Origin of the sequence: Alteromonas sp. M12 (assembly GCF_037478005.1) — a bacterium.
Taxonomy (GTDB): Bacteria; Pseudomonadota; Gammaproteobacteria; order Enterobacterales; family Alteromonadaceae; genus Aliiglaciecola; species Aliiglaciecola lipolytica_A.
On the sequence record NZ_CP144164.1, the window covers coordinates 2,372,208 to 2,385,713 of the forward strand.

The window sequence follows — 13,506 nt, forward strand, 5'->3', positions numbered from 1 at the left end:
ATAAAATGACTTAGAACAGGTACTTGAATTGAAAAACATTATTTGTGGGAAAAATTGCATGACTTCACGTTTGAAGATGTTGTTCGCAGCTCTATTGATTTTTACTCTGTCAGCATGTGGCGGAGGAGGCTCAGTAGAGCGTGATTCTTCTGGTACAAGCACTGGCGGAACCGACACTACAGTAACTTACGATGTTACATTAACTATTGCTGATCAAAATGGAAATACAGTGAACGAACTGACTTCCACTTCACCATTAATAGTGACTGCGACAGTAACTAGTTCCGGTGGTAGTGTAGAAGATCAATTAGTGACATTCACCTTTAGCCAAGACGGCCTAGCGACCTTTGATAACGATACGGGCACTGCGTTGACCAATGCTGACGGTGTTGCCACTATAGGTTTGCTGGTTGGTGCAAGCTCTGGTGATGGTTTGGTTACTGGCGCGCTTTCAGACGGGACAGAAGGGCAAGTGGGCTTTAGTTCTTCTGGTACTTCGCAATCAGGTGTGACACCGGCTTCTCTTGAGTTATACGCTAGCTCAATTCAACTGGCATCCAGTGGTTCTGATGAAATAGAACTAATTGCCGTAGTGAAAAATGCACAAAATATTTTGTTATCCGGTGTAGATGTTTCTTTTTCTGCTAACAATGGTGCGGAATTGCAAATTGTACAAGGCACCTCAACAGAAGATGGCACCGCCAGAGCAACGCTGACTAGCCGCAATAATCCAGAAAACAGAACGATTACCGCGACTGTTTCTTCGGGTACCTTTAATCAAACAGTCGATATTGAGGTTGTCGGCACCGAAGTGAATGTAGACGGCCCTATTTCAGTGGTGCTAGGCGATACCATAGATGTCACTATTAAAGTGGCTGATTCCGATGGCAACGGGGTGGCGAATCAAAGTGTTCAACTAAGTGCGTCACAAGGGGATATCGCAACCTCAGCAACAACTGACACAGAAGGGCAAGTAAGTATTCAATATGTGGCCACCACTTCTGGTGAAAATGAAATTACCGCCAGTGCGTTAAATGCCGAAGGAAGTTTAACCTTTACTGTGCAAGAAGATAGCTTTAGCTTCACCACAGTGCCAACCGAAGATGTTCCACTTAATACCAACTCAACGTTGGAAGTTACTTGGTTAAAAGACAATATTGCATATGTTGGTGGTGAAGTCACTTTGAGTTCTTCGCGTGGAGAATTTGTTTCTTCTTCAGCGATAACCGATAGCAACGGGGTTGCTTCTTTTGAGATACATTCAAGCAATGCTGGATTAGCTTCTATTACGGCGCTAGGGACTGATGGAAACGAGGATACCGTGAGTGCCAGAACGCAATTTGAATTTATTGCTACTGAGCCGGCGACTATCATTGTTGATGCTTCACCTGATTTAATCGGACCAGATGGACAAACATCCACCATTACCGCTGTCGTACGTGATATCACCGGAAATCTTGTTAAAGGCAAGGTCATAAACTTCAGAGTGGACGATGTCAGTGGTGGTTTTGTGTCGCCAAACTCGGCAACAACCGACAGTAACGGAATCGCTTCCACTGTTTATACTTCTAATGCGGTGAGCAGTGAAGATGCAGTCATTGTTTATGCAGACGTTGCTGATGATGAATCTGTGACTGATTTTACCACCCTAACTGTGGGTGATAGAGCCTTTGATATTTCATTAGGAACAGGGAACTTATTGGTATCGCCAGATGATTCAAGTTATTTAAAAGAGTTTTCTGTGTTTGTCAGTGACTCTGTTGGTCGAGCCGTGGAAAATGTTTCTTTAACCGCATCTTTAACACCGGTTAAATTCACAGAAGATGGCGTTTATCGAAAAGGGTTTTGGGTTTACGGTACTGATGTGTGGGTGATGAATGTAACTGCAACTTGCGCCAACGAAGATATCAATGGCAATGGGATTCTTGACAGTGGTGAAGATACCAATGGAGATGAAGAATTAACTCCAGGTATTGTTGGGACTATTGGTTTTACCGATGGTAACAATGAAACTGATTCAAACGGTCAAGCAAAATTAGAAGTTCGTTACCCAAGGGCTTATGGCGGTTGGGCAGATGTTGAAGTCGCAGTATTTGGCCAATCTTCTGGCAGTGAAGCTATTGAAAGTCAATATTTCACTTTTTCAGTTGCCGCTGACGATTTGGATGATGAAGCTTCACCACCGCCTAGCAGTCCGTTTGGAACCGGTTCTTCATGTGATGACGCTCTTTAACCTCTGAAGCATAAAAAAAACCTCGTAATTACGAGGTTTTTTTATGTCTAAATTGTGGTTATTTACTGTCGTTGAAACGGATAAATCGATCCTAAGTTCAAAATTTGGGTCAATTCATCTAAAGCACTGCGGGTTTCATCGAGTAAAGCCGCATCACGCAAATCGTCAACACTTAATTGATCGCGGTAGTGTTTATTAACCCATTTGTTTAGACGTGTAAAAACTGCGTCTGACATCAAAGTGTGTTGATTAACTGCTTCTAGCTCAGAACCCGTCATTGCTACTCTTAGTCTTAAACAAGCTGGACCACCGCCATTTCGCATACTTTGTTTTACGTCAAAATAGTGCACTTTTTTAATCGGCGTATTTAGGGTTATCAACTCCTCTAAATAATTAGCAACCGTGGAATTTTCTTGACACTCAGTAGGGGCGATGATGGCCATTTCACCGTTTGCCAGAGTAATGATTTGGGTGTTAAATAAATAGGTTTTTATGGCATCTTGAACGGGGACCGTTTTGGTATCCACTTGGATGAAATGCAATTTTTGGTCACCAAATTTGCGTTGAATTTCATCTAACACATTTTGCGTGTCAAGAAACGCCTGTTGATGATAAAACAGTACATTTTGATTACCCACTGAAATCACATCATTGTGAAATACACCTTGATCAATCAGGTCAGGGTTTTGTTGTACAAACACGGTAGTGTCATCACTCAAACCATGCAAACGGGCTACCGCTTGACTGGCCTCTAAGGTTTGTCTAGCTGGAAATATCTTAGGTGCGGGCTTGCTGCTGTCAAATGCATACCGACCGTATACGAACATCTCAACACCAGCATGACCATAATCGGTGCAAAGCCGGGTGTGGTTGGCTGCGCCTTCATCGCCAAAGTGTTCATTGTCTGGCAAGTGGGTGTGATGCTGGAAGTATTTGTCATTGGAAAAGGTTGCTTGCAATATTCTGCCAGTGACTTCAGGTTCCAAAGAGCGATGAAACTTGTTGGTCAAATTTGCTGGGGTAAAGTGAATTTTGCCATCACTCGTATCGGCACTAGGAGACACGGTAGCGGCATTGGCGGTCCACATGCTACTAGCGGAGCAACAAGCCCTGAAAACCTCAGGAGCACGTTTTGAGGCTTGCTCAAGCACACTTGAATCGTTGCCTGTAAAGCCTAGACGTCTGAGAGTATCAATATCAGGTCTTGCTTGTGGGGCTAATATTCCTTGCACCATACCCATATCATGCAAGGCTTTCATTTTTTGTAATCCTTGTAATGCTGCTTGTTTAGGACTACTAAACGCTTTTGCATTACTTAGGGATGCAACATTACCAATCGAAAGACCTGCATAATTGTGGGTTGGACCCACTAAACCATCAAAATTGACTTCAACTTGTTTCACTCGCTCACCTCATTGCAATAAAAATGCACTCAAGCTTGCCCACTATTCGTTCGTCTTCGTTAATAAATTTATAAAAAACTAGGCGAAATGGGCTTGCTCTGTTTACTATTGGTGGCGATTATACGTCTTTTAATGTACTTGCCAATGCGCCTGTATAAATTCTGAGCATATTTGGTGCAGCTAAAAGTTCAAAAAGTAGATAAGTATTAAGAAGAACTTGTTTTCTATTCACTTTGCCGATATATGTTAAAAAAGCAAAATGCGACAGGAAGTTTAACGAAACTCCCTAAAAATGGCGTAAAACCCATATAAAACAAAGGTTAATGAATAATTTATGGCAAAATCATTGGTTATTGTCGAGTCGCCAGCTAAGGCGAAAACAATAAATAAATATCTCGGCAAAAATTTTATTGTTAAATCTAGTGTTGGACACGTTAGAGATTTACCAACAAAGGCATTAGGTCAAGCTCCGGCTAAAAAACCAGCTAAAGAGCTAAAAGAGTGGAGCGAGAAAAAACGCGAAACTTACCTTCGCGAATTCGAATACCAAAAGCTGGTTGATCGAATGGGAATTGATCCAAAACACGATTGGAAAGCCCATTACGATATTCTCGCGGGCAAAGAAAAAGTAGTAAATGAATTAAAAAAGCTGGCTAAAGATGCAGACACCATTTATCTCGCAACGGATTTGGATAGAGAAGGGGAAGCCATTGCATGGCACCTGCAGGAGTTGCTAGGTAGTGAAGGAAAAACCTATCAACGAGTGGTTTTTAACGAAATTACTAAAAACGCCATTCAAGAGGCTTTTGCCGATCCTGGCCAACTCAATATTGCACGAGTAAATGCGCAACAAGCACGTCGTTTCCTAGACCGTGTTGTGGGTTTCATGGTGTCACCACTGCTGTGGAAAAAAGTGGCTCGTGGACTTTCTGCTGGCCGCGTTCAGTCTGTTGCTGTGCGATTAGTGGTTGAACGTGAGCGCGAGATTAAAGCCTTTGTTCCAGAAGAGTTTTGGGATATTCATGCTGACTTAAATGCCAAGCAAACCGATTTGCGTATGTTAGTGTCTAAACACTTAGGTAATGCTTTTAAACCGATCAATAAATCGCAAGCTGACACCGCTTTAGAGGCATTAAAAAATGCTTCCTATGAAGTCATTAGCCGCGAATCAAAGCCAACTCAAAGTAAACCGTCTGCTCCCTTTATTACCTCTACTTTGCAACAAGCAGCAAGTACTCGTTTAGGCTTTGGTGTTAAGAAAACCATGATGATGGCACAGCGTCTGTATGAAGCTGGGCATATTACCTATATGCGTACGGATTCGACCAATTTAAGTAAAGACGCAGTGGATGCTTGTCGCGGTTATATTGAAGAATCATTTGGTGCTAACTATCTACCCAATAACCCTATTTCATATGGCAGTAAAGAAGGGGCGCAAGAGGCTCACGAAGCGATACGTCCTTCCAATGTGATTGTGAAATCTGAGTCATTAACTGAAGTAGAGCGTGATGCTCAACGATTGTACGAATTAATTTGGCGTCAATTTGTGGCATGTCAAATGGTGCCGGCGAAATACGATGCTAGTACTATCAAGGTGAAGGCCGGTGAGTACGAATTAGTTGCCAAAGGTCGGGTATTGAAATTTGATGGTTGGACGCGGGTTCAAACTCAAGTTAAAGGTAAAGGCGATAACGATCTTAATTTACCCGATGTAAAAGAAGGTCAGAAACTTGATCTTAAAGCATTGGATCCTAAACAACATTTTACCAAACCAATTGCACGGTTTAATGAAGCGTCATTGGTTAAAGAATTGGAAAAACGAGGAATTGGTCGTCCATCAACTTACGCCAGTATTATCTCCACTATTCAAGACCGTGGTTACGTTAAACTAGACAACAAACGTTTCTATGCAGAAAAAATGGGAGAGATCGTTAACGACCGTTTAGTGGATAATTTCTCTGATTTAATCAGTTTTGATTTCACTGCCAACATGGAGCAACAACTCGATGATGTTGCCAATGGAATTCGTGACTGGAAAGATGTCTTAAATGAATTTTATGAAGACTTCTATCAACGTTTGCTGAAAGCTGAATTACCGCCTGAAGAAGGTGGTATGCGCCTTAATCAAGCTATTGAAACCGATGTTGAATGCCATCTTTGCGGTCGCCCTATGAATGTAAGAACTGCATCAACAGGGGTGTTCCTTGGGTGTTCAGGATATAACTTACCACCAAAAGAGCGCTGCACTGGTACTAAAAATCTGACCCCAGGTGACGAAGTCATTAAAGTGGATGATGAAGATGAACTGGAAACAGAAGTATTAAGATCTAAGCGTCGATGTGATATTTGCGGTACAGCTATGGATAGTTATTTGGTTGACGAGACCCGCAAGTTACACGTTTGTGGTAATGCACCGACCTGTCCGGGTACTTATGTTGAAAAAGGGACCTTTAAAATTAAGGGATATGATGGACCTATTATCGAATGTGATAAGTGTGGTTCGAACATGGAACTTAAAAATGGTCGTTTTGGTAAATATTTCGGTTGTACAAACGAAGAGTGTAAAAACACCCGTAAATTACTAAGAAATGGTGAAGCTGCTCCACCTAAAGAAGATCCGGTTGATTTGCCTGAATTGGAATGTGAAAAATCGGACGCGCATTTTGTGCTTCGTGATGGTGCTGCGGGTATTTTTATGGCAGCCCATAATTTCCCCAAATCTCGTGAAACAAGAGCGCCGATGGTGCATGAGTTAGCCAGGTTTAGGGATCGCATTTCACCCAAGTTTTATTATTTGGCTGATGCACCTGCAAAAGATCCTGATGGCAATCCAACAATGGTTCGATTTAGTCGTAAAACTAAACAACAATATGTAACGTCTGAAAATGCAGAAGGCAAAGCAACTGGTTGGTCAGCTTGGTATCAAGATGGTAAATGGGTTGTCGAAGATAAGCGTAAAAAAGGCAAATAGCCTTGTTTACAATTTACCTTTAGCGGCAGTGAAAACTGCCGTTTTTATTTCTAGAATATTCAAAGAGTATTTTATTATGGCACTGTCATTACAAGAACAATTATTGAAAGCCGGTTTAACCGATAAAAACAAAGTTAAGCAAGCTAAAAAAGAAAAACACAAGCAAGTTAAACAGCAACAAAAACATAAAGTTGTGAATAAAAATGAGTCGCAAATTGCGGCTCAAAAAGCGCTTCGTGAAAAGCAAGAAAAAGACCGAAAACTGAACCAAGAAGCGAAAGCTTTAGCCGAATCTAAGGCGGTATTGGCGCAGATTAAACAGCTTGTAGAGCTGAATAAGCAACCCAAAGACAACGGTGATATTCCGTGTAATTTTAGCCATGATAATTTGATCAAACGTCTGTATGTGAATCAACAGACCCGTAATCGAATTAGCCAAGGTAAGCTAGCGATAGTGGTGCTCGATGGTGCATACGAAATTGTACCTATGCCAGTTGCAGATAAAATAGCCTTGCGTGACAAAGACGCGGTAGTTTATCGTGCGGATGCTGCAGAGCAAGCCGAAGCTAAATCTACCAGTACCGCTGAAGAAGACGAATGGTATGCAGACTATGAGATCCCTGATGATTTAGTGTGGTAAACGGCTAATAATTTGCTGAGTTTGTATTTCAACATTTTGTAGGAGCATGATAATTTGAAAATTTGGGTTGACGCTGATGCCTGTCCGAATGTTATCAAAGACATTTTATTTAAAGCAGCGCAACGAACTGGCGTTGAAATGACGTTGGTTGCGAATCAATTTATTCGTGTACCAGCAAGTAAAAACATCACTTCTGTGCAAGTCTCTTCAGGATTTGATGTAGCTGATGATGAGATTGTTGCTCGTTGTGAAGCCGGTGATTTAGTCATTACCAGCGATATTCCTTTAGCGGCAGAAGTGATTGAAAAGGGGTGTAACGCTTTGAGTCCTCGAGGTGAATTGATGGACAAGGAAAATGTGCGTTCCCGACTAAATATTCGTGACTTTATGGACACCATGCGCGCCAGCGGTGTTAACACTGGCGGGCCTCCGGCGCTAAATCAAACAGACCGACAAAACTTTGCCAATCACTTAGATCGGATGCTAACGCAATTCCATCGCCCCAATTAATCTGCTTTGGGTCTAGCTTGCCTTGCTGGTCTTGGCTTACGAGGTTTTTTAGGTCTAGGTGCTTTTTTAGGCTGAGGGTTGGCAGACGTTTCCGTTAACTTCTCTGTTGGCTCAAAGCCTTTGACTTCAACTCTATTAATTTTTTCGCCGATTACACGTTCGATATCTTTTAATAACTTCACATCTTCTACAGTAACTAGCGATATGGCATGCCCAGTAGCACCGGCGCGTCCTGTGCGTCCTATTCTGTGCACATAATCTTCTGCTACGTGGGGTAAATCATAGTTAATTACGAAGGGGAGTTGGTGAATGTCTAAACCTCTAGCTGCTATATCGGTAGCGACAAGTACTTGGATGGTTGACGATTTAAACTCCGCTAACGCTTTCGTACGAGCGCCCTGACTCTTATTGCCATGTATCGCTGATGATATGATGCCTTTAGCAGTTAATTGCTTAGCTAAGCGATTAGCGCCGTGTTTAGTCCTACTAAACACCAATACTTGATCCATATTTTGATGTTTAATAATGTGAGACAGTAAAGCAGACTTTTTGCTCTTATCAACAGGGTGGATACATTGTTCAACTTTATCCGCCGTTTTATTTGCCGGAGCCACTGAAATTTGCACTGGATTATTGACAATGCTCTTAGCCAACTCGCGAATTTGGGTAGAAAAGGTAGCAGAGAATAAAAGGTTTTGGCGTTTTTGTGGCAGCAATTTTATGACACGTTTAATATCGTGAATGAATCCCATATCGAGCATTCTGTCAGCTTCATCAAGCACCAAAATCTGTAAATTATCGAACTTCACCGCTTTTTGATTATATAAATCTAATAAACGTCCAGGTGTCGCCACTAAAATATCTACACCCTTACGTAATGCCATCATTTGTGGATTAATACTAACGCCACCAAAAACAACAGTGTGTCTGACGTTTAAGTTTTTGCTATAGGCCTTAACGTTATCCGCAATTTGAGCGGCCAATTCCCGTGTAGGGGTCAAAACTAACGCGTTTACTTGATTCGCTTTAGGACGGGGTTGATGGCTTAATTTTTCTAAAATTGGGAGTACAAAGCCGGCTGTTTTGCCTGTGCCTGTTTGTGCCGCGGCCATGACATCTTTATTGTCTAAAATTGCAGGTATGGCTTGTGCTTGAATTGGCGTAGGCTCATTGTAGCCTTTTTCAATAAGGGCATTGGCAATGTTTTGGCCTAAACCAAGGGTATTAAAATTCATTAAAGTTTCTCTATTAAGTAAAATACAGGTGATATGTTCATTGCTTAATATCTAAGTATTAAACGCAAGAAAATACAAATAATTTGAGCCGAAGTGCTATTTGCTAATTAAATGACAACACGTTGGCTAACAAGATAAGAAATGCGCTCAGTGAAGAGCGCATTTTGAAGAGTGTTTATAAAACATCTACCAAAGCGGTAGCTAACGCATCGACATTTTTTAAGCTTATACCAGCTACGTTGACTCGACTTGAATCAACAAAGTATACACTATGCTTGTCTCTGATTGCTTTAACTTGTTCAGGACTGATACATAAATAAGAAAACATACCTTTTTGCTGAGTCACAAAACTAAAGTCTTTGGTTGCGCCTTTTTCGGCTAATTTAGTGACTAATAGTTGACGTAAGGACTGCATGCGAACACGCATATCTTCCACTTCAGACTGCCACTCGGTTTTTAGAATAGGATCATTTAGCACTATATCTACTAACGCACCGCCGTATGAAGGAGGCATTGAATAAATCGCTCTAGCGATTGATTGAATTTGAGTTTGCATGCTTTGTCTAACCGCATTACTGTTAGTCACAGCCACTGCAAGACCAACACGCTCACGATACAAACCAAAGTTTTTAGAACAAGACGCTGCAATAATTACTTCTGGCAAGTTTTCAGTTAATAAACGCACACCGTAGGCATCAGCTTCTAGTCCGTCGCCAAAACCTTGGTAAGCCACATCAATAAAAGGCACAAAACCTTGTTGTTGGGCTAATTCTAACACTGATTGCCATTGATCTTTGCTTAAGTCTGCGCCCGTTGGGTTATGGCAGCAACCGTGCAATAACACTACGTCGCCTTTTTTAACTTGCTTAAGACAATCTGCCATTTCATCAAATTTAATGCTTGCAGTTGCTTTATCGAAATACGGATAGGTTTCGATTTTTAATCCAGCACTACCGATTAGGGGGATGTGATTGGCCCAAGTTGGGTCACTTACCCAAACGGTTGTTTCTGAGTTACAACGTTTAATTAATTCCGAAAGAACTCTCAATGCGCCACATCCGCCTGGAGCTTGCACAGCAGCAACACGATCTTCAATTAGGGCAGGGTGACCTTTACCTAAAAGTAGTTGCAACATACCGTTAATGTAACCTTGAACACCTTGTGGAGTGATATAAGTTTTGGTTGTCTCTTGTGCTAATAGAATTTTTTGAGCTTTCGCAATAGAACTGAGAATTGGAGTATTACCGTTTTCATCTTTATATACACCTACACCTAAATCTATCTTGTTAGGATTCGGATCTTCACGATATGCAGCAGATAAACCTAGAATAGGATCAGCGGGTAATTTTGGTAACACTTCTAACACAGCAATTCCTCAATAAATAACAGGCAAAAAAAGAAGCCGCTATTATGCCAGTAATTAGAGAGATTTCGAGTAATATATGAGCTTATTGAATGTAAAAGTTAAACTCACGTTGTTTGCGGTTAATACCTTGAGGGTCAAATGTATGCTCTAACCAAGTTACATGCTTGTTTTTATTCACTAATAACAAGGTTGAAGAGCGAGTTCCATAATCCTGAGATTGAATAAAAATTGACGATAATTTTCGCTCCCAATCTATAGGAACGCCAGTTTTAGGCAACATTTCATCTTTTGCTTGGGTTTGATCAAGCAGTATTTCAAATAATTTGTCCGTATCTAACGATACAGCTTGTTGGCAATGCTCGCGCAGTTTAGTGACACCTTGATTTATTTTAGGCCAAGGACTGTTCAAGTCAGCGTTTGACAGACCATATACACCCGGCCCCAATTTACTGACGTTATCGGTATGATTGTTGTAAACAGATAGGTCATTCCATTCGCCAAACATCAAATTGTAGCCATTATATTGTTGTTTGCTGTCACGCAATTTAGTCAAATAATCCTGTTGAGAATCTTGGTTAATCAAAAATTCACTAACCAAGTGGCCTCTTGAAATCGCATTGTTCAGAATTTTTTGCGGATCTCTGACATTGGTTAATGCGCAAAGTCGACCATTTTTATTCATCCCCATCCATGTACCACCTGCTTCTAAATCTCGACCCGCGAGCAAACTCGGATGATCCTGCCAAAAATCAGATTGTACAGTCGGCCGTTGATGAAATTCATCACGGTTAGCCGCTATAATTAACGGGTACTCTGGGTGTTGCTCAACTGCGATGAAAAGAATACACATTGCTTACTCTTTTCCCTTTTCAACTTCTTGTTTCAATCCTTCAATTAGTTTGTCGGACCGCTCAACAAACTTCTCGGTGGTTTCTGGTGCTGTAATCCTGAAAATTGGAGACAGAACTTGCGAAGTGTATCGGGGCGCTGCGACGAAGTTTTGGGTATTGAACAAATGCGGAGCCAACACGTACATTGCCAGTAAAGCTGTACCAGTAATGCTGATGCTATTTCGCATTCTCTTCGACTGGTGGAAGGCAATAAATAACGTAAACCACAGAAACGCAAAGAATAGCGCACCTTTTATCAATAAAATAAACCAGTAAATAAACTGCACCGAACTTAAATTAAACTGCAAGATGGCTTGCAAATAACTGAGTAGTTCATGACTAATTAAAAACAGCCAAAGTAAATTAAATTGGCTCACAATATGGGCGTCTTTCTTCGCTAAAATTGATAGCAATGCAAAGGAAAAAGGCCATATACAGGCTGCAGCAGCGGCGCTTAAACTCACTTTCACTACCTGCGAAACATTAACCTCAACGATGCTGTTGAAATAGAAATTAGCAGACACAAGCGCAATGAACACAATGGCTAAACCTGCGCATAATCTGCGCATGGATAACCATTCCATTTTTTCTTCTAATTTACTTAGAACAATGGCCGGCGAAACTTTTTGCGTATTTTTAAAGATGCGCAAACGAGAACGACCTATGGTGACTATGTCATCAAAGCCAATTAATGCATTAGCACCTGGAGAACCGTTAATTTTCACACCATTTAATGAATCAACATCAGTTAACACCAGAGCTTCGGTATCATCCTCTGCCTGAATAACGATATGTTCTGGACACACGTAAGGGTCGTCAATGCGGACATCATTATCGTATGCTCTGCCAATCGAAATTTTTTCTTTTCCAAAAGTTTGATAACTTAACACCTTGCCGTTTTTCGACAGTACTTCAACAACTATTGCCATGACATGGAATCCATAAATTGATTAGAAAATTGTTTCATTGAATCTGCACTCACCCCTGCTAGGGTAAAGTGACTGATTAAACTTCCATCTGAGTAGTCATTGCTGGCGGAGATAAATAAAACATCATATAAATCGTCAAAATCTTTATAAGCTCGAGCACACAAAATACTTTTCTGAGAAACTTGGTGTTGATTTGACACTATATCTTGCTGACAACGATAGTTGGTCACATCATTTTTACCAGCCTGATTTCCTGGTCGCGTAAAGGCAATTTTTTGGGTCAAAAAATTATGAAATTGAAAGGTGTTGAGTTGTTCACTAGTGAGCCATTCAAACTCTATTTCGATTTCTCCGGTTTGTAATCTACCGTTTAAGAATATCGCTTCTCCGATTCGGCACCGACTTGAAACCGATAAAAACTTAACATCTTTTTCACTGGCGTTTGAACCACCCCAACAGGATATGAAGTCTGAGATTTTTTCGGGGACACTCGCTTTGCCTAGAGGCGAGTGAGACCAAGGTGTCGACAATATTTCAGCTATCATCTTCCCTTGGTTTTTTTGTAGTTGTTTTTGAATATGTGATTTGTAATCTTCGACGTCTATTTGTTCTTGTGAGTTAAATAATGCTTTCACTTTTGGTAACGGAATTAAAAATCCTATTTGATTGCCCGCTGTAGCAACATTGACGCCAACGATTTGACCGAGCCCATTTACCGCTGGCCCGCCACTCATTCCTGGATTGATTGAACCGGTAAAGTGAATACGTTGATAAAAACTATTCTTTTTTAAACCATTGTAGGTACCTGGAACCACTATCATGCCTAAATCGTGGGGGTTACCCAATGAATATATATTTGAACCTTGTAGAGGTAGGTCTTGAGCTAACTTAAACGGCAAACCACTTGTTTGTTCAGGGGCGATTTGCAGCAACGACAAGTCATTGATTACATCGAAATTTTTAAGTTTCAAACTGCCAGTATTGCCATTTGAATCTAAATATTGAATTCGATATTTATCGGGGAAATAAACAAAATCAGAAATGACATGATAGTTTGAAATAATATCGCCATCCTCGCTGACTCGAAATCCAGAACCGATGGACGATTTATTACCAGACTCCTTATCAATCATCTGAATTTGATAGAGTGAATTGCGGTATTGGCTAAACAGGTTTTGAGCCGTTTGCTGACTAAAAGTATGTTGGCTATATAACAAGGATATAAAAATAATAATTCTTAGCACTAAAAATCCCATTAAAATACTGATGATGGAAACAAGGAATTGTTTGGATCCCGATTAAAAATTGCTGCAATGATTAATCTCGGGT

10 protein-coding genes are annotated in these 13,506 nt (G+C 40.9%); 4 read left to right on the forward strand and 6 right to left on the reverse strand.

Annotated elements, in window-relative coordinates:
- Positions 1-58 precede the first annotated feature (58 nt).
- Entirely contained in the window at positions 59-2,233 is a 2,175-nt protein-coding gene (locus VUI23_RS10125; protein ID WP_342808123.1) for an Ig-like domain-containing protein, read from the forward strand.
- 62 nt (positions 2,234-2,295) lie between these two features.
- Here VUI23_RS10125 and astB read toward each other — a convergent pair whose 3' ends face one another.
- Positions 2,296-3,636 carry an N-succinylarginine dihydrolase gene (gene astB / locus VUI23_RS10130; RefSeq protein WP_342808125.1) on the reverse strand — a complete coding sequence of 447 codons (1,341 nt, stop codon included), beginning with the start codon at positions 3,634-3,636 and terminating at the stop codon, positions 2,296-2,298.
- A gap of 334 nt (positions 3,637-3,970) precedes the next feature.
- On the opposite strand from astB, the gene topA reads away from it, so the two are divergent.
- The 3 genes from topA (at position 3,971) to VUI23_RS10145 (ending at position 7,757) form a co-directional block, all read left to right on the forward strand.
- Complete coding sequence (gene topA, locus VUI23_RS10135; protein ID WP_342808127.1) at positions 3,971-6,607, forward strand: type I DNA topoisomerase; 2,637 nt, start codon at positions 3,971-3,973, stop codon at positions 6,605-6,607.
- A gap of 76 nt (positions 6,608-6,683) precedes the next feature.
- Positions 6,684-7,247, forward strand: a complete 564-nt coding sequence (locus VUI23_RS10140) for a DUF2058 domain-containing protein (protein WP_216046512.1) — start codon at positions 6,684-6,686, stop codon at positions 7,245-7,247.
- Positions 7,248-7,301: 54 nt separating this feature from the next.
- Positions 7,302-7,757, forward strand: coding sequence for a YaiI/YqxD family protein (locus VUI23_RS10145; RefSeq protein ID WP_303499858.1), 456 nt, complete (start codon positions 7,302-7,304; stop codon positions 7,755-7,757).
- Here the strand turns inward: VUI23_RS10145 and VUI23_RS10150 are convergent.
- The 5 genes from VUI23_RS10150 to VUI23_RS10170 all read right to left on the reverse strand — a co-directional run bounded on the left by VUI23_RS10150 (position 7,754) and on the right by VUI23_RS10170 (position 13,421).
- Positions 7,754-8,992, reverse strand: a complete 1,239-nt coding sequence (locus VUI23_RS10150) for a DEAD/DEAH box helicase (protein WP_216046514.1) — start codon at positions 8,990-8,992, stop codon at positions 7,754-7,756. The genes VUI23_RS10145 and VUI23_RS10150 overlap by 4 nt on opposite strands.
- Before the next feature lie 175 nt (positions 8,993-9,167).
- Positions 9,168-10,358 carry an amino acid aminotransferase gene (locus VUI23_RS10155; RefSeq protein ID WP_216046515.1) on the reverse strand — a complete coding sequence of 397 codons (1,191 nt, stop codon included), beginning with the start codon at positions 10,356-10,358 and terminating at the stop codon, positions 9,168-9,170.
- 82 nt (positions 10,359-10,440) lie between these two features.
- Positions 10,441-11,208, reverse strand: coding sequence for an NRDE family protein (locus tag VUI23_RS10160; protein ID WP_216046516.1), 768 nt, complete (start codon positions 11,206-11,208; stop codon positions 10,441-10,443).
- A gap of 3 nt (positions 11,209-11,211) precedes the next feature.
- Positions 11,212-12,177, reverse strand: coding sequence for an FHA domain-containing protein (locus VUI23_RS10165; RefSeq protein WP_303499861.1), 966 nt, complete (start codon positions 12,175-12,177; stop codon positions 11,212-11,214).
- Positions 12,168-13,421, reverse strand: a complete 1,254-nt coding sequence (locus tag VUI23_RS10170; protein ID WP_342808129.1) for a serine protease — start codon at positions 13,419-13,421, stop codon at positions 12,168-12,170. The genes VUI23_RS10165 and VUI23_RS10170 overlap by 10 nt, the downstream gene beginning before the upstream one ends.
- Positions 13,422-13,506: the final 85 nt, after the last annotated feature.

Coding starts and splice junctions, on each gene's coding strand:
- VUI23_RS10125 (WP_342808123.1), top strand. CDS start 59: ATGACTTCACGTTTGAAGATGTTGTTCGCAGCTCTATTGATTTTTACT.
- topA (WP_342808127.1), top strand. CDS start 3,971: ATGGCAAAATCATTGGTTATTGTCGAGTCGCCAGCTAAGGCGAAAACA.
- VUI23_RS10140 (WP_216046512.1), top strand. CDS start 6,684: ATGGCACTGTCATTACAAGAACAATTATTGAAAGCCGGTTTAACCGAT.
- VUI23_RS10150 (WP_216046514.1), bottom strand. CDS start 8,992: ATGAATTTTAATACCCTTGGTTTAGGCCAAAACATTGCCAATGCCCTT.
- VUI23_RS10160 (WP_216046516.1), bottom strand. CDS start 11,208: ATGTGTATTCTTTTCATCGCAGTTGAGCAACACCCAGAGTACCCGTTA.
- VUI23_RS10165 (WP_303499861.1), bottom strand. CDS start 12,177: ATGGCAATAGTTGTTGAAGTACTGTCGAAAAACGGCAAGGTGTTAAGT.